This window comes from [Flexibacter] sp. ATCC 35208, from assembly GCF_001975825.1.
GTDB lineage: Bacteria > Bacteroidota > Bacteroidia > Chitinophagales > Chitinophagaceae > Chitinophaga.
This window is the reverse complement of sequence record NZ_MTKN01000078.1, coordinates 1-25,280: the sequence shown is the minus strand read 5'-3', so window position 1 is coordinate 25,280 and position 25,280 is coordinate 1. Positions and strand designations below refer to the sequence as shown.

Genomic DNA, 25,280 nt, shown 5'->3' with positions numbered 1-25,280 from the left:
AGGAACAACGTTTTTTTGAGTGACGAATGTAACTTATTTCTGTATGTTGGCCAGCGCCTCTTTGGCTTCTTTGAAGTCTTTCTTAAAGGTTACAGCCTTGGAATAATCGTCGATAGCGGCCTGTTTACGGCCTAGTTTTTCGTTGCACCTGCCACGGTAGTAATAGGCTTCACCATCGGTCGGCCCTGACTTACAGGCCATGTTAAAGTAGTTGTAAGCCGGCTGCCATTCCTGCTGTCTGAAATAGATCATTCCTAAAGCAAAATAGTTGTCACCATCTTCCGCATCGATATTGATGGCATTTTTGAATGCCGTGATGGCTTCTGCCATTTTACTTTCCTGCTCATAGAACTTACCCATAGCGTAGAGCGCGTCATCATTGGTCGAATCCATTCTGGCTGCCAGCTGATAGTACTGCAATGAAGCAGGTGCATGCCGCTGAGCCAGCAGATCGCCCAGTTCCATCACCGCATCGTAGTCACTTTGTAAACCTGCCTGATCCACTGCTGTACGCAGGTATTGGATGGCGAGGGTGGTATCTTTATTCTCTTCTGCGATCTTCGCTTTCAGATAATAGGCTTTATCGTGATTGGCAGGATCATTGGCCAGTTTAGAAGCCAGGCTGTCTGCGCGTTTGTATTGTTTATCTTCGATCAGGGCGGTGGCGAGGCGGTATTGCAGGTAAGCATACTTGGGCGCCAGGTGCTGGGCTTTTTCGAAGTTGGCCACTGCTTCTTTGTAGTTGGCGATTAAAATAGCGGCTTCTCCGGCACCTGCCCAATAGTCAGGAACGTTGGGCTTGAGCTGTGCAGCTTTTTCAAAGTCTTTTTGTGCCAGCGCCGGGTCTGTGTTGAATAATAGGAGGGCTCTTCTGAAATGCAGGTCTGCATTGTCAGGAAATTTATTGAGAGAATCTGTCAACGGCTGTATCATAGGCGCATAGAGCGCGGAATCTTTTGTTGCATCTGCTGAATGCCCTGCGGAGTTGGAGTTGCAGGCAAACAGGATCGGCAATGCAAAAACGGCCAGGTATTTCATACAGCAATATTAAAATAAAAAAGAACTTGTATCAAAAGAAAGATACAAGTTCTTTTAAGTAGAAAACCTTTATTGCTGCATCAGCCAGCCTTTCAGGGCTGCGTAGTCATTCGGGAGTTGTACAGACTCTTTTTCCAGTGAATACAGGTATTGTACGCTCTCCGGCGTTACAATCTGTGATTGCAGACTGGTGGGTGCGGTGTCTGCGAATTTTACCGGGTGAGCGGTTTCGAGGAACACACCGGTTGTATCGGCGCCTGCCAGGTACTTTTGCAGACCCAGGTAGCCTACGGCACCATGTGGATCCAGCATATAGTGATGTTTACTCCATACAGCTTCCATGGTGGCTACAGTCGCCTTATCATCGAAACTGTAAGCCGTGAGCTTTTCTTTCAGTGCCGGCAGGCTGTTGGTAAATAGTTGCAGTATTCTTACAAAGTTGCTCGGATCGGCTACGTCCATCGCGTTGGAAAGCGTAGGCTTTGCCTGTCCTGGTTCGTACTGGCCATTTTCCATGAAACGGGGTACGGTATCATTCACATTTGTACTGGCTACAAAATGCTTTACCGGCAGTCCCATAGCGGCAGCCATCATACCTGCGCAGATGTTACCGAAGTTACCGGAAGGTACAGAGAACACCACCTCTTTTTGCAGTTGTTTATAAGCCAGCAGGTAATAGAACATCTGTGGCAGCCAGCGGGCTACGTTGATAGAGTTCGCGCTGGTGAGCAGGCTGTGTGCCTGTAGTTCTGCATCCAGGAAAGCGGTTTTCACCATACGCTGACAGTCATCGAAGGTACCGGCTATTTCCAGGGCAGTGATATTCTTACCCAGTGTAGTCAGTTGTTTTTCCTGCAGGGTGCTCACTTTACCACCTGGGTAGAGGATCACCACTTTCACACCTGGTACATCGTAGAAGCCATTGGCTACAGCGCCGCCGGTATCGCCGGAAGTAGCTACCAGCACGGTTACAGGGCGGGTATCATTCCTGCGGAAATAACCGAGACAACCAGCCATAAAGCGGGCGCCTACGTCCTTGAAGGCGAGGGTAGGACCATGCCAGAGTTCAAGGGAATAAATATTGTCGTGAACAGGTGCAACAGGGAAAGGGAAGCTCAATGTATCGGCAATGATCTTACGCAGCACATCATCAGGAATCTCTTCACCTACAAAAGGTTTGATGGCAGCATAGCCGATTTCAACTTCGCTGAGCGTACCGATATTTTCGAAGAAGCTTTTTTCAAATGCAGGAATGTGCTCCGGGAAGTACAAACCTTTGTCAGGCGCAAGGCCTGCTACTACTGCATCTTCGAATGATACGATATGATCTTTATTCTGTAAACTATAGTATTTCATTTGTGATTACGCTTTTGATATTTTCACACCTTCCGTATTGATTTTGGATACATGGATTTTATAATCCACGCCCAGGGGTGCATATACGGTATTCATCATCTCTGCTACATTGCGGGCATTGGCTTCACCTTTGCTCAGCATGAATACAGAAGGACCGGAGCCGGAGATACCACCACCTAGTGCACCTGCTTCCTTACATTTTACTTTCAGTTCATAGAAAGCAGGAATGAGGATCGCACGTACCGGTTCTACAATCACATCTTCCAGAGAACGGCTGATGAGGTCATAGTTTTCCTGGTAGAGGCCTGCTACGAGTGCGCCGACGTTGCCCCACTGGCGGATAGCATCGGTCATGAGCACTTTTTGTTTCAGGATCTCGCGGGCATCGGAAGTTTTCACTTCAATCTGGGGATGGATGACCGTCACCCAGAGTTCTGATGGTGTATGGAGGCTTGTAATATCAAGCGGTTTATAACTTCTTACGAGGGTGAAGCCACCCAGGATAGCGGGGGCTACGTTGTCTGCGTGTGCAGCGCCACTGGCCAGTCTTTCACCTTCCATTGCAAAGCGTACGAGTTGCTTACGTGTGAATGGTTCGCCCAGCAGATGGTTCGCACCTACTACAGCGCCTGCGCTACTGGCGGCACTGGAGCCAATGCCACTACCTGGCGTGATATTCTTAAATAATTCCAGCTCTATACCTGCATCCGGATTTCCAAGCTTTTGCAACAATGCCTGTATTGCCACGCCACATACGTTCTGCGCCGGGTCTGTAGACAGATTGGCACCATGTACTTTTGTGATAGTCACGCCTGGTTTGTCACTCCTGCGCATGATGAATTCATCGCCGGGTGCTTCCATGGCCAACCCGATCACATCAAAGCCACAGGCTACATTGGCTACCGTTGCGGGGGCAAATACTTTTATACAATCATTTTCCATCAGTCTTTGCTTTGTGATTGAACATTTAAGATAAACATTATCTGGCAGAACGGATAATATCTGCAAAGATACCAGAAGCGGTTACATCTGCCCCTGCGCCTGCACCTTTAACGATGAGTGGCTGGTCAGCATAGCGGTTAGTGGTATAGAGCACAATGTTATCTTTTCCAAGCAGGTTGTAGAAAGGATGATCTGGTGCTACGGACTGCAGACCTACAGAAGCTTTGCCATTTTCATAGCGGGCTACGAACTTCAGGCGTTTGCCTTCTTTCACAGCAGCTTCATAGAGACCTTTGAAGTGAGCGGCATGTACATCCAGTTGTTCGTAGAAGTCAGCAACAGATGGTGCGTTCAGTGCTTCGGCAGGCAGGAAGGAATGGTTAGTGATGTCTTCCAGTTCCATTCTGGCGCCACTTTCACGGGCCAGTATCAGGATCTTGCGCATTACATCCACACCACTCAGATCGATACGTGGATCTGGTTCAGTATATCCTTCGTCCTGTGCAGCTTTTACCACTTCACGGAAGCTTGCGCCATCCACAAAGTTGTTGAACACGAAGTTCAGGCTACCACTCAGTACGGCTTCGATGCTGTTTACTTTATCACCGCTGCGGATCAGGTCATTCAGGGTGTTGATCACCGGCAGACCAGCGCCTACGTTGGTTTCGAACAGGAAAGATGCGTTGAATTTACGTGCTGTTTCTTTCAGGCTCTTATAATAGTTGTAGTCAGAAGAACAGGCGATCTTGTTGCAGGTTACTACAGAGATACCGTGTTGCAGGAAGTCGCCGTATATCGCTGCTACTTCAGGACTGGCAGTGTTATCAACGAATACGCTGTTGCGGAGGTTGAGGGATTTGATCTTTTGTGCAAATCCTTTCATATCGGAGCTTTCGCCGTTTTCCAGCAACTGGCGCCATTCAGGCAGGTTGATGGAAGCATGGCCGAAAGCCATTTTCTTACTGTTGGCAATACCTGCAACGCGTACGTGCAGACCGAGTTCATTCATGAGGAAGTTGTGCTGTTGGTTCAGTTGTTCCAGCAGTTTGCCCCCTACGTTGCCCACACCGGCGATGAATACGTTCACCTGTTTCAGCGGGGCTTCGAAGAATGCTTCGTGGATCACGTTCAGCGCTTTCTTCACATCGTTTTTATTGATCACTACAGAGATGTTCTTTTCAGTAGAACCCTGTGCGATGGCGCGGATGTTTACACCGTTACGACCCAGTGCAGCAAAGAGTTTGCCGCTGGTACCATGGTGGTTTTTCATCTTATCACCAACTACCGCCACGATGCTCATATCTCTTTCAACCACGAGGGGTTGTATACGTTTTTCCTGTATTTCCTGTGCGAATTCGCTATCTACCGCCTGTTTGGATTTCAGCATATCTGCTTCGTGGATACCTACAGTGATAGAGTGTTCAGAAGAGCTCTGTGTGATGAGGATCACATTGATCTTTTCCTGGAGCAGGGCTTCGAACAGGCGTTTGGAGAAGCCTGGTATACCTACCATGCCGCTACCTTCGAGGGTAAGCAGGGCGATCTTCTGGATACCGCTGATACCTGTTACAGGGTAGTTGCGGCCATTGCCATCGGGTGTATGGATCAGTGTACCATAATCTTCCGGAGAAAAAGTGTTCTTGATCCAGATAGGTATTTTCTTGTCCATCACCGGTTGGATGGTAGGCGGGTAGATCACCTTGGCGCCGAAGTGAGACAGTTCCATTGCCTCAGCATAGCTGATGTGGGGGATAGGAATAGCCTGTGATACGAGACGAGGGTCGGCGGTCATCATACCGCTTACATCGGTCCAGATATCGAGTACCTCAGCGTTGAGGGCAGCTGCGATAATAGCAGCGGTGTAGTCGGAACCACCTCTGCCGAGGGTCGTGGTTTCGCCATCAGCGGTAGCGGCTACAAAGCCTGGGAGTACCACGTAGGTAGCGCTTTCCTGCTGAAAATACTGGTTAGTCTGATGATTGGTAGCGAGGAAGTTTACAGCGGCGTTACCAAAGTTACCATCGGTCACGATCAGTTCACGGCTGTCTTTCCATGCGGCAGAAAGGCCGCTGACTTTGAGTTTTTCGGCGAGCAGGTAAGAAGATACCAGTTCACCGAAGCTCATGATTTTATCCAACGATCTTGCGCTCAGTTCACCTACCTGGAAGATACCGTCACACAGTGTTTCCAGTACGTTAACGCGCTTTTTCACCTGAGAGATAATGCTGCTCTGCGCAGTGATAGGGAAGAGGGTTCGGATAGTGTCGAGGTGTTTGTTTTCAATCTCCTCCAATACAGTTTTATATTGTTCCTGTCCTTGTCCGGCGAGAGTACCTACCTGTATGAGTTTGTCGGTGATGCCGCTCATAGCAGAAGCTACGATGGTAAGACGTCCGTTTTGTTTTCTATTTTTTACGATCTCGCAAACCTGTTCTATCGCCTGGGCGCTTCCCATGGAGGTACCGCCGAATTTTAATACTTGCATGTCTGTAATTGTTAATACGTAAAGATCCTATCGCTTTTGCTGCTGGTTACCACTTGTGGTGGTCGTTGGATGATATGTGAAAATTAACCCCGGAGCGGGGTAATAATTGTGGTAGTAATAATAGTGCTGAAACCTGCACCGGAGATGGTGCGGGATGCAGAAGAGGAGTATGTAACTATTGGTAGCACTATTTTATATAATTTACTATTCGCAAACAAAAGTCCGGAATTACTTTTGAATTAGCAAATGAATTGTCAGAATTTTGAAATAATTTAAAATGAAGGGCGGTTTTTTGTAAAAATTTCCGGGTAATGGTTTGTCCTGGACAACAAAGCGTGTAATATTCAGTAATTCACTACATTTGTTCCAACCACGTTACGATGCCTTATTTTCGCAACTTCACATATTATATCGATAAGCGCCGCTGGAAATACTGTTTTCTGCTGGCAGCTTTGGCCATGGACGCCGCTTCCGTTTTTTAACGTTTGTCATAAAATTGTAACTCCACATATCAAAACATATTTGTAATGCCTCATTATTGTAAGCTGGGAGAGATCCCGCACAAGCGTCATACCCAGTTCCGCAAACCGGATGGGTCGTTGTACTCCGAACAGTTATTTTCCACTGAAGGCTTTTCTTCCAATTCTACGTTGTTGTATCATTGTCATCCTCCTACAGAAATTGTAAAGGTAGATACGCCATTTTCGGTAGCGCCAAAAGTAGCGGAAGAGAAGATGCTCAAGCACCGGAGTTTTCAGGGATTTAATATCATGCCTAAAAAAGATTTTCTGCAAAGCAGGAAACCGGTATTGGTGAATAGTGATCTGCACATCGTATTAGCGGCTCCGCAGGAGAGTATGACGGAGTACTTTTATAAAAATGCGGATGCAGATGAAATGATCTTTGTGCATGAAGGGAGTGGTACACTGCTTACACAGTATGGACAGTTGTCATTTTCCTATGGTGATTATTTAGTGGTACCACGCGGCACCATTTACCAGGTACATTTCAATACGGCAGACAACAGGCTGTTTATCGTAGAATCATTTAGTCCTATTCGTTATCCGCAGCGGTATTTAAGCAAGTTTGGGCAGTTGCTGGAACATGCACCTTATTGTGAGCGGGACATCCGCCAACCGGAGAACCTGGTAACGGTGGATCAGGCAGGTGATTATTTAATTAAGATAAAAAAGAAAGGCATGATGTATCCTATACACTATGCGCATCATCCATTTGATGTGATAGGGTGGGATGGATGCGAGTATCCGTTTACCTTTTCCATACACGATTTCGAGCCGATTACGGGGCGCGTGCACCAGCCACCACCGGTGCATCAGACATTTGAAGGACATAATTTTGTGGTGTGTTCATTTGTACCAAGAATGTATGATTACCACCCGGCGTCTATACCTGCGCCTTACAATCATAGTAATATTGATAGTGATGAAGTGCTGTATTATGTAGATGGTGATTTTATGAGTCGCAAGCATGTGACAAGAGGAATGATCACGTTACATCCCGGTGGTATTCCACATGGACCACATCCGGGCGCGGTGGAGAAGAGTATCGGGAAAACGGAAACGAAAGAGCTGGCGGTGATGGTGGATACTTTTCATCCATTGCAGATTACAGAAGAGGCGTTGGGGATAGAGGATGAAAGTTATACTATGAGTTGGAAGGAGTAGGGAGATCAGATTTAGTTTAAGCAGGGGGGTATTGCTGCAAGCAGTCGTGTTTAACGCTTTAGCCGGCCAGAGGCCCTTCCCAAAAAAAAGAGCGTGTATCTTATGTTGAAGGTACACGCTCTTTTATTCGGATACCTGATGGAGCCGGATTTCCATTTTATGCGGGTCCAGGGAGTTTCATTTATTTTTGATCCATCCTGATTTTCTATATTGCATAACAATAAAACGGGAACAAAATGGAATTTAGACAATTAGGCGAAAGCGAACTGAAGGTAAGCGCCATTACATTTGGCGCATGGGCAATTGGTGGATGGATGTGGGGCGGCGCAGAGCGGAAAGACGCTGTGGAAGCGATCAAAGCATCTATTGATGAAGGTGTTACTTCTATTGATACGGCACCCATTTATGGCCAGGGATTAAGCGAAGAAATTGTAGGCGAAGCGCTGAAAGGAACAGACCGTAGCAAGGTACAGCTCCTCACTAAATTTGGTATGCGCTGGGATCTGGCAAAAGGTGAGTTTGGTTTTAAGAGCAAAGACAACAGCGGGAAAGATATTGATATCTACAAATATGCAGGGAAGGAAAGTGTGATCCTTGAGTGTGAGAATAGTCTGAAGAGACTGGGTACAGATTATATCGATCTGTTGCAGATTCACTGGCCAGACCCGACAACACCGATTGAAGAAACTTTCGAAGCGGTGGCACAATTAAAACAACAGGGTAAGATCCGCGAAGCAGGTGTATGTAACTACAATGTGGAGCAGATGAAGAAAGCAGACAGCGTGGTAAAACTCGCTTCCAACCAGGTGCCTTTCAGCATGGTAGAGCGGAATATCGAAAAGGAAACAGTACCTTATTGCATAGAAAACAAAAAAGGTATTTTGGCATACAGTCCGCTGCAGCGGGGGGTGCTGACAGGGAAGATCAAACCGGGGCATCAGTTCGGAGAGGGCGATACCCGTGCGGGATCTAAATACTACAAGGAAGATAACCTGGTTCGTATCAATGCATTCCTTGACCAGATCCGCCCGATGGCAGAAAGTAAGAATGTAACACTGGCTCAGTTGGTGATCCGCTGGACGATTGAAAGGCCGGGTATTACAGTAGCGTTGGTAGGTGCCCGGGATGCGAATCAGGCGATACAGAATGCAAGAGCTATTCATGTAAAACTGGGTGCAGAGGAGATCAAGTATATCAATGATAAATTATATCAGCTGGAATTGATTTAATTCATGTAGCGTTAGCAATTTCCTGCAAGTTCGGTACATCTTGCTATTAAAAGGGTACTTCATTATTGTAGAGATATTGAGGTGCCCTTTTTGAGTAGTTTGCTGGTCGAAGAAGCGTCGAAGAAGCATCGAAGAAGCATCGAAGAAGCATCGAAGGAGCATCGAAGAAGTATCGAAGAAGTATCGAAGAAGCGTCGAAGAAGCATCGAAGATAGATTAGCAAAACAATAAAACAAGTACGGGTAATGTATCAAACTGATACTACTCCACAAATGTGATATTTTGTTTTATTCAAAAGGAATGCCTATTATTGCACTAGCAACTATTTCATGTTCAATACGCGCACATACCACTCTTCCAAATCAGACCAGCGTCACAGCAAGTACTGCTTCCTGATGTCCACGCTGGCCATGGATGCTGTAATCGCCTGATTACAGATATGCGCCCGATTTTCACTATTACATATCTGTAACCTCTCCTTGTAATGATGTCAATGCTTACGCGCATTGCTTTCATTCATTCACATACACATACACCAAAACTTTCTACATCTCTTAAAAATCAAACCACCATGAGTACTGCTCCTGATGCTGCCCTGGCAGCAGCTCCTGCCAATGTAAAAGACTTTTTACCATTGAACGGCACTGACTACGTTGAATTCTACGTAGGGAATGCAAAACAGGCCGCCCACTATTACAAAACCGCTTTCGGCTTCCAGTCCCTCGCTTATGCAGGCCCGGAAACAGGTGTGAAAGATCGCTCCTCCTATGTACTGGTGCAAAACAAACTCCGTTTTGTACTGACCACGCCGCTTCAGCCTAACAACGACCTGGCTGCACACATTGCCGCCCACGGTGATGGTGTAAAAGTACTCGCGCTATGGGTAGACGATGCCCGCTCTGCATTTGAAGAAACTGTAAAGAGAGGTGCTAAACCTTACATGGAGCCAAAAGAGGAGAAAGATGAATTTGGTACCGTAGTACGCAGTGGTATTCACGCTTATGGCGATACCGTACACCTTTTTGTAGAAAGAAAGAACTACAACGGTCCTTTCCTGCCAGGTTACAAAGAATGGAAATCAACTTACAACCCAACCGATACCGGTCTTCAATATGTAGACCATTGCGTAGGCAATGTGGGTTGGAATGAAATGAATACCTGGGTAGACTTCTACGAACAGGTAATGGGTTTCCGGAACCTGCTCAGCTTCGATGATAAAGACATTTCTACCGAATATTCTGCCCTCATGAGTAAGGTAATGAGCAATGGCAACGGTCGTGTGAAATTCCCGATCAATGAGCCTGCAGAAGGTAAGAAGAAATCGCAGATCGAAGAATACCTCGATTTCTATGGTGGTCCGGGCGTACAGCACGTAGCCATCGCAACCAATAATATTATTCAGACAGTAACCGACCTGCAGGACAGGGGTGTAGAATTCCTGAAAGTTCCGGGATCTTACTACGATACCTTGCTGGACAGGGTAGGAGAGATCGACGAAGACCTGCAGCCACTGAGAGAGCTGGGTATTCTCGTAGATCGTGACGACGAAGGTTACCTGTTACAGATATTCACCAAACCCGTACAGGACAGACCCACTGTTTTCTTTGAAATCATCCAGCGCAAGGGCGCCCAGTCATTTGGTAAGGGCAACTTCAAGGCTTTGTTTGAATCTATTGAAAGAGAGCAGGCATTAAGAGGTAACCTGTAAAAATTCGGGTAGGTCTATTCTATCGAAGATCCGCCGTTCTATTGTTGTTTTAGCAAGTAGGGCTGTTCCGTACGGAACAGCCCTTTATTTTTCGTTAAAATGGTTTTCTAAAAAAAACTCCCTGTTTAATTTTTCCTACTATCACCCTCATGATATTTCCAGCCTTCCTTCCTCACTTTTCCAAAAATCCCCTCTATTTGATAGTTTAACATTTCCTTGACAACCAGTACTTTACCCCCAACAGCCGCGACTATGGCGCTGATGCCTCCGGCATGCCACATTCGGGGGATTGCTATTGTTGCAAATTTTGAAATAATTTGCATGACAGATCGTTGTTTATGAGAATACAAACATTACTAGGCGCGTTATTTCTATTGGCAGGAATTTTTCAAATGATTACAGCTGTGCTGATCTATCAGGGAGAGCGCCACTACATACTCCGTTTTGCAAATCGCAAGGTCGGAATCGTGATATACGCTATTTTTTCAATATTATTGTTTTATCTTGCATATAGAACGTTCAATGCGCAACCGGGCGCCACACCGGCTAAACCGTAAACGTGAAATAATAAAGGGTTAAAATATCTATGAAGCAGGTCGTTTTAGCAGTAATGATACTACTTGGGGTAGGAAAAGTGTTTGCCCAGCAGCAGTCATTTCTGGACAACCAGAAGATGTTCCCGAAAGTAGGCTTAGCCTACAGGGATAAGGAGGAGCAGTTAAAGAAGGAGTTTGAAAAGAAAGGCCTGGAATACCCGGCTAAATACATCTTCCTCCGGTCGTTCAAACTGGATAGTGAACTGGAAATCTGGGTGAAAAATAAGGCTACCGACACTTTTCGTCTCTTTAAATCTTACCGGGTATGTACCCTGTCAGGCAAAATGGGCCCTAAACGCAAAGAAGGGGACCAGCAGGTACCAGAAGGGTTCTATTATATCAATGACTTCAATCCGAATAGTAACTACCACCTTTCACTGGGTATCAATTATCCGAACTTCTCCGACAAGATCCTCAGCGATCCGAAGAAACCGGGCAATGAGATCTATATCCATGGTAGCTGTCTGACCATCGGTTGCATTCCGCTCACCGATGAATTTATTGATGAAGTATACATCCTGGCTGTCAATGCCAAGAACGCTGGTCAGGACTTCATTCCGGTACACGTATTCCCGGTTAAGTTCGGCCGCACCCGTTCTTTGGAATACCTGCAGGGCGTAAAACTGAACCCGGAAGATAAGACGTCTACCAAGTTCTGGGCGGACCTTAAAACCGCATACGATTACTTTGAACAGCACCACCGTCTCCCGGTTGTCCTTGTAGACAACAAAGGCCAATATGTTATGTAAGAAATTCATTGCTTCCATAAAAAGCGCTCCTACCGCCGGTAAGAGCGCTTTTTGCTTTTATATCCCCCTTTCTTTTTGTAACTTTTCCTTCCGCTTATTTATTTTTTCTATGAAAAGTCAGTTTTTTTTCGAAACTTGAGACTAAAGGTCAAATCAATTTACTATTATGAACAGAAGAGAAGCCATTCGGAACGTTGCCATTCTCTTAGGGTCGGCAATTTCCGCGTCCACGTTGTCAGCCCTTGAAGGCTGTAATCCAAAAGGCCCCGACAATTATGCGTTGCAGGCGCCTGAAACCCAAAAGATGCTGGCCGGGATTGTAGATACGATCATCCCTGAAACCGATACACCTGGTGCCAAAGCTGCCAAAGTAGACGAGTTTATTGCCCTCATGCTGAATGATTGCTACAAACCTGAAGACCAGAAACTGGTATTGGATGGTCTGAAAAAGATCGATGAGTCAGCACAAAAGCAATTCAAAAAGCCATTCGTAGACCTGAGCGCAGATCAGAAAACTACCATTCTGACTGATATCGACAAGGAACGTGTTGCTTACAATAAACGTGAAAACAAAAAGGAAAAGGATCCCACGCACTATTTCCAGATCCTGAAAGAACTGACCCTCGTCGGGTATTTCACCTCCGAAGCCGGTGCTACCAAAGCACTCCGTTATGTACCGGTACCTGGCAAATACGAAGGTTGTATACCTTATACTAAAGGGGAGAAAGCCTGGGCTATGTAGTTATTCAACAGGTGTAAAATCCTGGGCTATGTAGTCAATTAACAGGTGTAAAAACCTGGGCTATGTAGTCAATCAACAGGTGTAAGAACCTGGGCTATGCAGTCAATTAACAGGTGTAAAAACCTGGACTATGTAGTCAATTAACAGGTTAAAAACCTGGACTATGCAGTCAATTAACAGGTTAAAAACCTGGGCTATGCAGTCAATCAACGTTAAATAGATAAGACTCGTTCGCGCACATTAATTCATCAACTCAAGTAGAATTCCATGAATCTGAATACTAAGGCTCAGGAGCAGAACACGTATGATGCCATCGTGATCGGCTCTGGCGTAAGTGGTGGCTGGGCTGCCAAGGAAATGACAGAAAAAGGTCTCAAAGTGCTCATGCTGGACAGGGGCAAACAATTAGAACACGTTAAGGACTACGATACTGCCACCAAGGCTCCATGGGAGTTCCCACACCGTGGTAAAATTACTACTGAACAGAGAGAAACGCATCCTAAACTAAGCCGTGACTATCCATATAGTGAATACAATGAGCGCTTCTGGCTCAATGATTCCAAATCGCCTTACAATGAGGTAAAACGTTTTGACTGGTTCCGTCCTGATATCGTGGGTGGTAAATCCATCATGTGGGGCCGTCAGTCTTACCGCTTGAGCGATATCGATTTTGGCGCCAATGCCAAAGATGGTATTGCTGTCGACTGGCCGATCCGCTACAAGGATATCGCGCCATGGTATGATTATGTAGAGAAATTCGCGGGTATCAGTGGGCAGGCAGAAGGCTTGCCACAACTACCGGATGGCCAGTTTATGCCAGCGATGGAAATGAACTGCGTGGAGAAAGAAGTGAAGAAACGCATTGAATCCAGTTTCAAAGGCCGTATCATGACTATGGGTCGTGTGGCGAATATTACCAAACCACTGCCTGGCCGTACCAATTGCCAGTACCGTAACCTTTGTAGCCGTGGTTGTCCGTTTGGCGCTTACTTCAGCACCCAGTCTTCTACGCTGCCTGCAGCGATGGCGACGGGTAACCTCACCTTACGTCCGGATAGCATTGTGAATTCCATCATCTATGATGAGAAAGCAGGCAAAGCAACCGGTGTACGGGTGATCGATTCCCATACAAAACAGATGACGGAATTTTATGCAAAAGTCATCTTCGTAAATGGGTCCACCCTGGGTACCACCTTTGTATTGCTGAACTCTACCTCCAGCCGTTTCCAGAATGGTTTGGGCAATGACAGTGGCGTACTGGGTAAATACCTGATGGATCACCACTTCCGTACCGGTGCATCTGGCAGGGCAGAGGGCTTTGACGATAAATATTACTTTGGCCGCCGTGCAAACGGTATCTATATTCCACGCTATCGCAATATTGGTAGTGACAAACGTGATTACCTGCGTGGATTTGGTTATCAGGGTGGCGCCAGCCGTGAAGGTTGGGCACGCGGAGTAGCCGAACTGGGAGTAGGTAAAGATTTCAAAGATATGCTGTCAGAACCGGGCAACTGGTCCGTAGGTCTTGGTGGTTTTGGCGAATGTCTGCCTTACGAATCGAACCAGGTAACCCTCGATACATCTGTAAAAGACGATTGGGGACAGCCCGTACTGAAGTTCGATGCAGAGTTCAAAGAGAATGAAAAGAAGATGCGTGTGGATATGATGAACGATGCGGCAGAAATGCTGGAAGCAGCTGGTATGAAGGATGTCAGGACTTATGACGCCGGTTCTTATCCTGGTATGGCGATCCATGAAATGGGTACCGCACGTATGGGCCGTGATCCTAAAACGTCTATCCTGAATGGGTACAACCAGATGCATGCCGTAAAGAATGTGTTTGTGACAGATGGTGCGTGTATGACATCGGCAGCCTGCGTAAATCCTTCGCTCACATATATGGCGCTCACGGCACGTGCAGTCGACTATATGTATAAGGAACTGAAGAAAGGTAATATCTAAAATATAGAAAGGCTGACCCGAAAAGTCAGCCTTTTTTAATTAACCTATATGAACCTCAACATTAGAGCAACAAAAGAAAATACCCTTTAATGCAATTGTAGTGGGTTCCGGTATCAGTGTAGGATGGGCAGCGAAGGAGTTGTGTGAAAAAGGGCTCAAAACGATGTATTGGAAAGAGGCAACAATGTGGAGGACAAAGAAAATCCATATAGGTAGATACAACTCATACAAGGTACACATTGTTATAATGGATCGAAGGATGCAACTATAGATTAGCCAGACGATTCTGAAATTACTGTGCCTGTGGGAAGTTTTTTATTGGATCAATTTGTAACAAATATTTATGCTATTGATATTACCCTCCTTAAAAATGAAACGGTAATTTTAGATACAACAATTACCAAAGAGAAATTTGAAAAAAATAAAAATCGACTCTAAACAGATCCTTGCCTTAGCCGCCACTTTCTATCAGGCTTATATGTCCTTTTACAGGTTTCCCGGCGATTCCCGTGGGGAGTTTATCACCTACTTTAAAGAACGGGAAGATGAGATGAATTGCCTCCAAACATTCATAGAACGATGCCAGCAGGAGAAGGTACCCATTCGATTCGAAAAGTATCCACCCCTCAGGTGGGAACAACGTTTACAATACAGGCTCTTTCAAAAGCGGTCTTTAACTGAAAGGGAACTTGGTACCGCTGCTTTCTTTTGCCGGGAGCTCCTACAGGTTATTGCAGATCCATCTGCGGAAGCCATCAAAAAAACAAAATTCTTTCATAATTGTTCCCCTTTTTGCCGCTGTGTGCTATTCCCTCATTTGACGTTACGGCAAATTCACAATGCTCACCGCATTGATTTTTATTATCATACCTTTTTCTGGACATCTTTTTCACTAAAGGAAATCCTGTCAGCCAAACAAAAACTGGTATCTATTTATATAAAGAATCCTAATAAACAGCACCAATATTAATTGCACCCGAAATCTTTAAATTTAAACCATGAATCTTTTAAAACGCGCATTATCCCTTGCCGTGGTGTGTATCCTGTGCAGTCATAAAACCTATCGTCTGAAAGTGGGGCACAACGTCTGACGCCTGCTTTCGTTCCTGCTACTTAAAAATCCTCTATAAGAAACGATCACCTCCAGGCCGCCTCTTCTTTGCGAAGCAGCGGCCAGTTTGTCGACATTTACATCATAACTCAATCCAAAGAGAAAGTTATACATCTCCATCCTGACAACAGGTATGATCGCATCATTCTTCCTGTACAACAAACCTATCGTAAAATTCTTAGACAGATCTATTTCGTCTGATAAGTCCCAGCTATACATCGCTCCAAATTGCATGGTACTGACACCGACTGCATCCACAGGAATAATTCTCCTGAATTGTCTGAAGTAATCTGCATATAAAATAAACCTGTTCACCTCACTGGTAGGTACAGATAAACCTGCATTGAGAGACACTTTTTTATTTAAAGTAATTTTATTTCCTTTAAAGAAACCCACCTGCGGACTATTCAAATGATACCCTGCTGCGCCTACAAACAAATCTACCTCATTCTTCAACGTTCCATTATAACTCACGCCCGCAGCCATATCAAAATAATTCACGCTGGTCATATCAAATGTTTGTCTGGAAGAAGGCAGGATACTGAACGCACCATTGCTACCCATTACAAACTGATCGTTGAATTGTAACTTACTGGGATCAAACCGTTGTTGCATGAGTCCACCCATAAATGCAACAGAGATATAAGAGACCTTTTCTCTCCCGATATAAAAGCTACTATTCACCGCAGGCATAATCTGCGTAGTACTGAACTCCGAAGTGCCTGCTACATCCCGCAATACCTGCAAGCCATAAGTGACGGTACTGTTCTCTGAAAACAATGCATGGAAAGGGGTTTTATACTCTGCACTCAATCCAAAAGTTCTGTAGGGTACCGTCACACTTTCCCATTGATTTCGATAAGAAGCAGTGACCCGCACGTCTCCTTCAAAGATACCTGCCAATGCGGGATTTCTAAGCAACGGCTGGTCGTAATATTGAGAGTAGCCCACATCCTGTGCGCTTAATTGCAGGCTATATAAAAATAAAAAGACGATGATCTTTTTCATACTACATACTTTAGAATAATGTTACATTCCCTTTCAATGTATAAGGGGTACCATTCTCGCAGACAACTTCTACGGTGTAGACATACACACCTGTATCTGCTTTCTTGCCGTTGATATACCCGTTCCAGCCAAACTCACTGCTGTTTGGTGCGAAGTTGCTCCGCTCGTACATCACCCTGCCCCAGCGGTTAAATACCCTGAAAGATTTCACGGCAGAGATACCGCTGGCGCGTACCATCAGTATCCTGTTTTCCGGCAGACCATCAGGTGTAAAAGCATTGGGAACGAAGACCTGTGCCTCTTTACAGAAGGCCCGTACACAGATCGTATCGCTGCCACTACAACCGTATATATTGGTGGCTTTTACGGCATAACAGGCATCGTTCTTAACTGTCAATAAAGGTTTGTCACACAGTGCATCATTGCATTGCAGATCATCGGCCGGTGTCCAGATGTAGCTTTGCATAGGCAGGATACCGGGTTCACTGGCGTTTGTCAGGACAGGATCGGGTTGGATGTTGAACCCGGTAGGAAGAATAAGTGTATCTGTTGCAAAATGTAGGATCGGGTAGTTCCCGATTTCAATCAACGTATCTGTGGTAGATGCACAACCTGTTTCACTGGAAGTCACGGTTATGGCATATCTGCCTGCATCAGTCAGTGCTACCTTGTCAATGCCGGCATGTGTACCATTCACGGGAAAACCGCGGCCGGGGCCTGTCCAGAGATAGGTCAGGGTAGAGTTATCACCAATACCGCTGGTGGCGCTTAAGTACAGCTCATCGCCTACACAGAGTGGGTTGCGGGTACTGATCACAGGTTTTGACGGAGACCGGTTGATTACCACAATAAAGCTATCGGCGGCGGAGATACAGTTGTGTTGAGTGGCATACACCACATAGGTACCTGCATCCGAAACGCTGGCGGAAGGGAATGTCACGACGGAATTAGTCACCGTATCCGGGTAAGGGCCAAAGGCGGGACCTGCCCATACGTATTCGATGTCGCCAGCCTGCGGACTGGTTGCTGACAGCGCTGTCAATGTCAATGGGGTCTCGCTGCAGATAGGCGGATTGTAGCCTGCTACCGGTTTTGCCGGTGGATCAGGATCTTTTAAAACGAAGACATCATTCAGATGTGCAGTGGTACAACCACCTGTACTTTCTGCATAAAAATCAGTGTAACTGCCAGCGGTCAGTGAGAGGGTGATCTTGCCATCGCTATCGGTAAAACCGGTAGCTACCAGTGCCGTGTTGAATTTTTTATAGTGAACGATGACGGGGATATTCGCAACGATCTGGTCATTCAGATCCCTGGTCTGTAATACGATGGTGCCTGAAGGAATGCCACAGGCAAGAGGATTGGTAAAGTCCGCACCAGTGATCTTTAAAGTAGGATGCACAATGGCGATCACACTTACCTTAGGCCCTTCACAGCCAAAGCTGCTGCGCTGGTTGGCATAGTATTGCAAACGAACGGAATCAGTCGTGGTGATAACAGGTGCTGAAGGCAGTAATGCCTGTTGTGCATCATACCAGCGAATGGTATGCCCCGGCAGGGCAGTGGCCTGCAGCGTGACAGAAGCTCCTCCCATACAGGTGCTCACATCACTGACAGCCGGCGCCGGCACTTCAGGATGCACCGTGAGGTGAATATTGTATGCAACACCGGCGCAGGTAGTTTGCAGAGGATTGAAAGGCGTGACCCTTACAGTGATGATGACATCATTATTCCCTTTGTTTGTAAATAAGAGGCTTAAATCGCCCGTAAAATCACCATTGCTAATTCCAGTCACATTTGAAGGCAAAGTGCCGGAAACGGCCCAGGAATAGATTGTATTTGAAACAGATGAAACCGGGGTGAAAGTAGCAGACGTACCAGAGCAGACAGCCTGATCAGGGATAGGGAAATTGATCACCGGACTTTCATAGATGGTGATATTTGTAGTGGTCGTAAATCCCGGACAGGGGCTTAATGCTGCAATTGTATAAGTAACCGTATAATTACCTGGTGTACTTGCCGCTGGGGTAATAGCCCCTGTAGTGGCATTGATACTCAAACCTGTGGGGGCAGAAAATATTCCCCCTGTAGTACCTGTATTTGTCACTGGTTGTGGTGTACTGATATTTCCGCAGTAAGGACTGCCGGCATATGATATCGTTGCATTGGGTGTACTGCTTACATTGACAATCGTGGTCGCAGTTACATTTGCGCAACCGTTGCCACCGGGCAGGGTATAGCGAATTGTATAATTTCCGGGCGTAGCACCAGCAGGGTTTAAAGTTCCGGTAGCAGGATCGATGGTCAATCCTGATGGCGAAATACTATAGGCACCACCGGCATCGCCAGTGCGTGTTACATTTACAGGCGTGCTTGTGCTGGTATTACATAAAGTAGCGGGTGTATAACTGATGGTGGCAGCAGGTGGTCTGGTGATCGTAATATTCGTTGTCGTTTGAAAACCCGGACAAGGTGGGGCTGCGGCAATCGTATACGTGACAATATAATTACCCGGTGTACTTGTAGCAGGTGTAATAGCTCCTGTAGTGGTATTGAGGCTCAACCCTGCTGTAGAAGAAAATATTCCCCCTGTAGTACCTGTATGTGTTACAGGCTGTGGTGTACTGATATCTCCGCAGTAAGGACTGCCGGCATATTGTATTGTTGCAGTCGGTGTGCCGCTTACATTGACAGTCGTTGTCGCTGTTACATTCGCACAACCACCTGTACCTGTTAATGTATATCGGATGGTATAATTCCCCGGCGTAGCACCAGCAGGGGATAGTGTTCCGGTAGATGGATCAATTATCAATCCTGATGGCGAAATACTATAAGTACCACCGGCATCGCCAGTGCGTGTTACATTTACAGGCGTGCTTGTGCTGGTATTACATAAAGTAGCGGGTGTATAACTGATATTGGCTACAGGTGCTTTTGTAATAGTAACATTGGCGGTGGTCTGGAAGCCCGGGCAGGGGCTTGATGCGGCAATCGTATACGTGACCATATAATTACCAGGTGTACTGGTTGCAGGTGTGATCGCTCCTGTAGTGGCATTGAGGCTCAACCCTGCTGTAGAAGAAAATATTCCCCCTGCACTGCCACTTAAAGTAACTGTCGTTATACCATCAGCAGAACAGATAGCCCGATAACTGATCGTTGCATTAGGCGTACCATTGACCGTAACAGTCGCTGTTGCTACTACATTTGCACAACCACCTGTACCTGTTACCGTATATCGGATGGTATAATTTCCCGGTGAGGCACCCGCTGGAGTCAGCGTGCCGGTCGATGAATTGATCGTCATTCCTGCCGGCGAAATACTGTACACACCACCGGTACTTCCTGTTTGATTGACATTGACTACTGCGCTTGCGGTTGCATTGCACAATACTGCAGGCGAATAGCTGATAGTCGCTGTCGGTGCAGGATTGACATTCACTGTGATGGAGGCTTTCGGACTTTCTCCGCAACCATTACTCTGACTCACGGAATAAGTCGTACTACCCGGTGTAGCTGTAGATGGGGTAGGAGCGCCCGGTAATAATACATTATTGGCATCATACCATTTTAACCCGGTGCCACTTGCTGTCAATGCACCTGCTGCCTGTCCCTGGCAATAATTGACCGGTGTGGTCACTGTTGGTGTGATGGGAAATGTACCTATGATCACATCGATCTCAGCCCTCGGTCCTTCACAATTATTCGTCGTCTGACTTACATAATATTTAGTTGTGCCAATGTTCGTCGTTGATGGTGTCGGCGCGCTGGGCAGTGGTGTGCCACCTGCATCGTACCATTTTAAATTTGTTCCGTTCGCTGTTAATGGCGAAGCTGTCGTATTCTGACAAAGCGTTACGGGCGTGGTCACTACGGGTTTTGCCGGCAATGCATTTACAGTTACCACAATAGGTGTTTGCTCACTTTCACATTGTCCCGTCAATGTTTGTGTGGCATAATAAGTGGTGTTCCCCGCACTGGTTGTAGATGGTGTCGGTGCATTGGGTAATTGGCTTCCCCCGGCTGTATACCATTTTATATTCGTACCGGTCGCCGTCAGCGCTGTCGCTGTTGCGCCCTGACAATATACCACCGGCGTTGTCACCGTAGGTTTGGGAGAAATGGGTAATACGATAATGTCGATGTATTTCGTATCCGAACCACAGGTTACACTGGTCGCTGTCAGTGTAATTCTGTAAGGTCCTGCTGCTGCATACTTATGACAAGCAGGATCTCTTAGTGTAGAAGTAAATCCATCTCCAAAATCCCATAGATAGTCTGTATTGGAACTACAATAATTTCCACTCGTACCTGTATTGGATTTATTGGTGACACATAAATCCTCATTCACACATATCGTAGGTTTGACAGTGAAATCTGCCACTGGTTTAGAACGTATCACAATCTGGTTCAGGGTATACGTGGTCGTGTAACAGGCATTCCTGGTATATAAAGTAGCGGTGTAATCCGCCTTGGGACAGGAAGATTTTGTATAGGTATGAGAGATTTTAAATACGGTATTTGTCGCATTCAGTGGATGTGTTAATGTCTGAGGAGTGGTGCCATCTCCATAATCCAGGATATACTCCGTGCCTGGTGAGTTAGTGAACCAGTTGCCGATCTGGAACTCTACTGCTGCCGGTGCACAAAGGCCTGTAGTGGAGGTAGAGGTGGTCAGACTTGCCAATGGGTTCTGACCATTGTAAAACTGGTAGGTAGTGATGCTGGTACAACCATTTGTAGGGGTGATTTTTATTGTCAATACGAAATACCCCTGTGAACTATAGGCATGTGTTAACTGCGATCCCGATGCCCAATCCATTTGTGTAAACGTGGGACTTCCATCGCCCCAGTTGATCTCATAGTTATTACCGGTGCCGGTTACCACGGAGGTGTTTTCCACCTTCAGGGTATAGTTATTATTTCCGTTACAGTTTGTAAAAGGTGCATCCAGGGTATTGAGATCTTTCAGGGAAGGTTTGGGCGAAGGTTTGATGGTCAGGGTGCCGCCTCCGCTTATGCCCTCTACACTGACGCTGCCAGTGGTCGCATCTTCCGCTACAGTGGCTGTAATAGTAGTGGCGTTGTTGATAGTAAAACCTGCTGCTGCCCGGGAGCCTAAAACCACATTTTGAATACCTGTGAAATTGTTGCCTGTAATTATGACCTGGCCCCCCTGGCAGATAGTCGTGGGAGTGAAAGAGGTAACGGTAGGAGATTGTGCATAGACAGAGGTGGTTATCAGTAAGAAAAAGAAGAACAAGACACTACGGGGCATCATATAGGGAGTTGTGATTTAATGTGTGTTGATGTATGTTGCTAAAGGGCAACAACGATAACAGCATGGCCGGCGGAATTGTTTAAGATTGATAAAATAAATTATGGATACCGGGGAGCTTTATTTATATTTAAATAAAATATAAATTGATGTTATTTACACTTTTACTCTGTAGTATGATCAACAGGGCAGATACCTTGCCCGGGGGCTTTTGCAAGCCGGTAGAGGATACGATGTTTCATGAGTGGGTAGTGCGTTATCCAGAGGTGGCGCCTTCATTTCCGGGGGGAGAGGAGGGGTTGGGGAGGTATATTTCAAAGAATTTGCATATTCCCGAAAGGGAGGGGATAGAGCAGCCGTACTATGCGTCTAGTTATCCGGAATTTATAATAGATGTGAATGGGAAAATCACTAAAATGAGGTTTGCGAATTATAAGAATCCGCAGACATTGTTGGATAGTTGTATTCAGAATGTGATAGTGAAAATGCCGAAGTGGAAACCGGGGATGTGCAATGGGGTGCCGGTGCAGGTGTTGTATTATTTGCCGGTGAGGTTGTGAGGAGTGTGATCTGCTTTATCTAAAATTTTTTGAACCGTACCTATTCAGCATTCAAAACCGTACATGTTTTTATCTAAATATTTTATGCATGAATCGCTTCCATCTACTTGATTTTACATACACAATAGCAGGCATTCCCAATACCGCCGCACTCATATCGAGCACCCAACGTGTAGGTTCATTTGCCTTCAGTTGCTTTTCAGGTACAGTGACCTTTTTTATTTCATAACCTACGTATCGCAATTGCACTTTTAATCCCGTCTCATATTCTTCAGGTATTAACAAACTAAATGTTCCATCTGCATTGGTGGTAGTGCCTGTATTGGTTGTTTTACCCTGCCGGTCCATTACTATTACAGTTACTGATGCTAAAGGATCGTGACTCGTTGAGTCGTGTACAATCCCTGTAAGTTTATATTGTCCCTTTCCGCTTTCAGGGATCACCAGCGCCAGCATACCTGCTATCAGGGCCGCTGGCATCCAGGTACGACCAGGTTTTATTATTATCTCCTTATCTAACTGCGAAGGCAGAAAACTTCCGCAGCAGTTAGGATGCTTTTCAAAATAAGTGATCATTTGCTGATTGGTCATGCCGGAAAAATCTACCACCTGCTTTTGACAACTGCTACAATATTTGCCTCCGGGCATTGGAGTCATATCCTGCAAAGGAACAGTACATGGTTCTGGGATCGAGACAATATATTTTTTCATTTTAATGATCTTCTATCTGGTGGAAGTAAGCTATAATCTGATCGCATCCATTTAATCGTATAATAGGATGCCATTCCATAACTATAGGATGCCGGAATCCCCCTGATTCCACAATTAAATTACTTGTTTTTACAATACTGATACCTCTACTAATACTATTTTAACCTTTATATTACCATAACATTCCTTATTTTGCCAGCTTAATCAATTGTTACAGGGACGAATGAGAAAACTAATTGTCATGAGCGCACTCGCGCTCCTCAGCTGTCAAATGGTACAGGCCCAGGCAAAACACACCTTTGCCTTAGCAAAGAGTGAATTCCTTCTCGATGGAAAACCTTACCAGATCATCAGCGGCGAACTACACCCTGCCCGTATTCCCAAAGAATACTGGCGGCACCGTATCCAGATGGCCAAAGCCATGGGCTGCAATACCATTGCTGCCTACGTATTCTGGAACTATCTCGAAGAGGAAGAAGGCACCTTCGACTTCTCTTCGGAAAACCGAAACGTAGCTGAGTTCATCAAAATCGCTCAGCAGGAAGGCATGTGGGTACTCCTCCGCCCAGGTCCATACGTTTGCGGCGAATGGGAATTCGGTGGCTTACCACCCTACCTGCTCCGTACGCCAGACATCAAAGTTCGTTGCCTCGATCCCCGCTACATGGCTGCTGTTGAGCGCTATGTAAAAGCCCTCAGCGAACAGGTGAAACCCCTGCTGGTGACTAACGGCGGTCCGATCATCATGGTGCAGGTAGAGAACGAATATGGTAGCTATGCCAACGATAAACAATACCTCTACAAACTGAAAGGCCTCTGGGAACAAAATGGTATCAATGTACCTTTCTATACTGCGGATGGTCCTGTAGACCCATTGCTGGAAGCCGGTTCAGTACCCGGTGCTGCAATCGGTCTTGACTCCGGTGGCTCTGAAGGCGACTTCGAAGCTGCAAAACGCCAGAACCCTGACGTACCTTCTTTCAGCAGCGAATCTTATCCAGGCTGGTTAACACACTGGGGCGAGAAATTCGCACATCCTGATACCTCCGGTATTCTGAAAGAGATCAGGTTCCTGCTCAGCACTAACCGCTCTTTCAACCTCTATGTCATTCACGGTGGTACTAACTTCGGCTATACTGCCGGCGCTAACTCCGGTGGCAAAGGGTACGAGCCGGACCTGACTACTTACGACTACGATGCTCCTATCAATGAACAAGGTGTACCGACTGCCAAATATATGGCGCTGCGCAACCTCATCGCCAGTTATACCAGGAAGAAACTGCCTGCTATTCCAGCACCCATTCCTGCTACTGTAGTGGCTAACTTCGAAGTGAAACCTTATGCAAACGTATGGGAAAACCTGCCTGCACCTGTTGCTTCTGTACAGCCAAAGACTTTCGAAGCTTACGGTCAGGACTATGGTTTCATGGTGTACAAAACAAAACTGATCGGTCGTAAACATGGTACGCTGAAAATCACTGACCTGCATGACTATGCTACTGTATTCCTGAATGGGAAATTTGTTGGTAAAATAGATCGTCGTCTTGGTGAAAACAGCATCAATCTGCCAAAGAGTGATGTGAAAGATCCGATACTGGAAATCTTTGTAGAAGCAATGGGCCGTATCAACTTTGCACAGGAACTGATCGACCGTAAAGGTATCACTGATCGTGTTACCCTCGAAGGTATGACGCTGATGGATTGGCAGGTATATGGTTTGCCAATGAAAGATGGTTTTGTGTCACAGCTGAAACCTGGTGCTGATACCAGCCGTCCGGGCATCTTCTTCAAAGCAGGCTTCAACCTGAATGCCGCTGCTGATACTTATATCGATATGAGTAACTTTAAGAAAGGTATTGTATGGGTGAATGGACATAACCTGGGACGCTATTGGGAAATTGGCCCGCAGAAACGTTTGTATTGTCCGGCTCCATGGCTGAAGAAAGGGGAGAATGAGATTGTGGTGTTTGATCTGTTGCAAACAACTGCTGCTACTGTAGGTGGCGCGAAGACTTTGGAATAATAAATAGAGAGGTTGTATCATAAATAAAACCTCCGAGAATCACATAAGCAGGAACCAGGCTCCATTAGGTATCCGAATAAAACATTCATGAAAG

Annotated in this window: 17 protein-coding genes; 9 read left to right on the top strand and 8 right to left on the bottom strand. The window is 46.0% G+C overall.

The window, feature by feature from the left end; translation table 11 throughout:
* Nucleotides 1–33: 33 nt before the first annotated feature.
* The 4 genes from BW716_RS30570 to thrA form a co-directional block, all read right to left on the bottom strand.
* Entirely contained in the window at nt 34–1,038 is a 1,005-nt protein-coding gene (locus BW716_RS30570) for a lipopolysaccharide assembly protein LapB (RefSeq protein WP_083729873.1), read from the bottom strand.
* 69 nt (nt 1,039–1,107) lie between these two features.
* Nucleotides 1,108–2,394 carry a threonine synthase gene (gene thrC / locus BW716_RS30565; protein ID WP_083729872.1) on the bottom strand — a complete coding sequence of 429 codons (1,287 nt, stop codon included), beginning with the start codon at nt 2,392–2,394 and terminating at the stop codon, nt 1,108–1,110.
* A 6-nt stretch (nt 2,395–2,400) separates the two neighbouring features.
* Entirely contained in the window at nt 2,401–3,336 is a 936-nt protein-coding gene (locus tag BW716_RS30560) for a homoserine kinase (protein WP_083729871.1), read from the bottom strand.
* A 37-nt stretch (nt 3,337–3,373) separates the two neighbouring features.
* Entirely contained in the window at nt 3,374–5,821 is a 2,448-nt protein-coding gene (gene thrA, locus BW716_RS30555; protein ID WP_083729870.1) for a bifunctional aspartate kinase/homoserine dehydrogenase I, read from the bottom strand.
* 527 nt (nt 5,822–6,348) lie between these two features.
* Between thrA and BW716_RS30550 the strand changes: the two genes are divergently transcribed.
* From BW716_RS30550 to hppD, 3 genes are all read left to right on the top strand, one after another.
* On the top strand, nt 6,349–7,506 hold the full coding sequence (locus tag BW716_RS30550; protein ID WP_083729869.1) for a homogentisate 1,2-dioxygenase: 1,158 nt from the start codon (nt 6,349–6,351) through the stop codon (nt 7,504–7,506).
* 236 nt (nt 7,507–7,742) lie between these two features.
* Nucleotides 7,743–8,735: an aldo/keto reductase gene (locus BW716_RS30545; protein WP_083729868.1), complete on the top strand. Its 993-nt coding sequence runs from the start codon at nt 7,743–7,745 to the stop codon at nt 8,733–8,735.
* A 571-nt stretch (nt 8,736–9,306) separates the two neighbouring features.
* Nucleotides 9,307–10,443 carry a 4-hydroxyphenylpyruvate dioxygenase gene (gene hppD / locus BW716_RS30540; RefSeq protein WP_083729883.1) on the top strand — a complete coding sequence of 379 codons (1,137 nt, stop codon included), beginning with the start codon at nt 9,307–9,309 and terminating at the stop codon, nt 10,441–10,443.
* 125 nt (nt 10,444–10,568) lie between these two features.
* Here hppD and BW716_RS30535 read toward each other — a convergent pair whose 3' ends face one another.
* Complete coding sequence (locus tag BW716_RS30535; protein ID WP_083729867.1) at nt 10,569–10,766, bottom strand: hypothetical protein; 198 nt, start codon at nt 10,764–10,766, stop codon at nt 10,569–10,571.
* 263 nt (nt 10,767–11,029) lie between these two features.
* Between BW716_RS30535 and BW716_RS30525 the strand changes: the two genes are divergently transcribed.
* The 4 genes from BW716_RS30525 to BW716_RS30510 all read left to right on the top strand — a co-directional run bounded on the left by BW716_RS30525 (nt 11,030) and on the right by BW716_RS30510 (nt 15,465).
* Nucleotides 11,030–11,788: a murein L,D-transpeptidase family protein gene (locus tag BW716_RS30525; RefSeq protein WP_083729865.1), complete on the top strand. Its 759-nt coding sequence runs from the start codon at nt 11,030–11,032 to the stop codon at nt 11,786–11,788.
* A gap of 166 nt (nt 11,789–11,954) precedes the next feature.
* Nucleotides 11,955–12,530, top strand: coding sequence for a gluconate 2-dehydrogenase subunit 3 family protein (locus BW716_RS30520; RefSeq protein ID WP_083729864.1), 576 nt, complete (start codon nt 11,955–11,957; stop codon nt 12,528–12,530).
* 267 nt (nt 12,531–12,797) lie between these two features.
* Nucleotides 12,798–14,495 (top strand): GMC oxidoreductase, encoded by a 1,698-nt coding sequence (locus tag BW716_RS30515; protein ID WP_083729863.1) that lies wholly within the window; start codon nt 12,798–12,800, stop codon nt 14,493–14,495.
* Between the two features lie 412 nt (nt 14,496–14,907).
* Nucleotides 14,908–15,465, top strand: coding sequence for a hypothetical protein (locus BW716_RS30510; protein ID WP_083729862.1), 558 nt, complete (start codon nt 14,908–14,910; stop codon nt 15,463–15,465).
* A 90-nt stretch (nt 15,466–15,555) separates the two neighbouring features.
* On the opposite strand, the gene BW716_RS30505 is transcribed toward BW716_RS30510, so the two are convergent.
* Both BW716_RS30505 and BW716_RS30500 read right to left on the bottom strand, forming a co-directional pair.
* Complete coding sequence (locus BW716_RS30505; RefSeq protein ID WP_083729861.1) at nt 15,556–16,614, bottom strand: PorP/SprF family type IX secretion system membrane protein; 1,059 nt, start codon at nt 16,612–16,614, stop codon at nt 15,556–15,558.
* A gap of 10 nt (nt 16,615–16,624) precedes the next feature.
* A complete protein-coding gene (locus tag BW716_RS30500; RefSeq protein ID WP_083729860.1) occupies nt 16,625–21,895 on the bottom strand; it encodes a PKD domain-containing protein in 5,271 nt (1,756 codons plus the stop codon).
* A 146-nt stretch (nt 21,896–22,041) separates the two neighbouring features.
* Between BW716_RS30500 and BW716_RS30495 the strand changes: the two genes are divergently transcribed.
* On the top strand, nt 22,042–22,452 hold the full coding sequence (locus tag BW716_RS30495) for a hypothetical protein (RefSeq protein ID WP_143709131.1): 411 nt from the start codon (nt 22,042–22,044) through the stop codon (nt 22,450–22,452).
* 69 nt (nt 22,453–22,521) lie between these two features.
* On the opposite strand, the gene BW716_RS30490 is transcribed toward BW716_RS30495, so the two are convergent.
* A complete protein-coding gene (locus tag BW716_RS30490) occupies nt 22,522–23,163 on the bottom strand; it encodes a carboxypeptidase-like regulatory domain-containing protein (protein ID WP_083729858.1) in 642 nt (213 codons plus the stop codon).
* 241 nt (nt 23,164–23,404) lie between these two features.
* Between BW716_RS30490 and BW716_RS30485 the strand changes: the two genes are divergently transcribed.
* Nucleotides 23,405–25,186: a beta-galactosidase family protein gene (locus tag BW716_RS30485; protein ID WP_235643980.1), complete on the top strand. Its 1,782-nt coding sequence runs from the start codon at nt 23,405–23,407 to the stop codon at nt 25,184–25,186.
* The last annotated feature ends 94 nt before the right edge of the window (nt 25,187–25,280 follow it).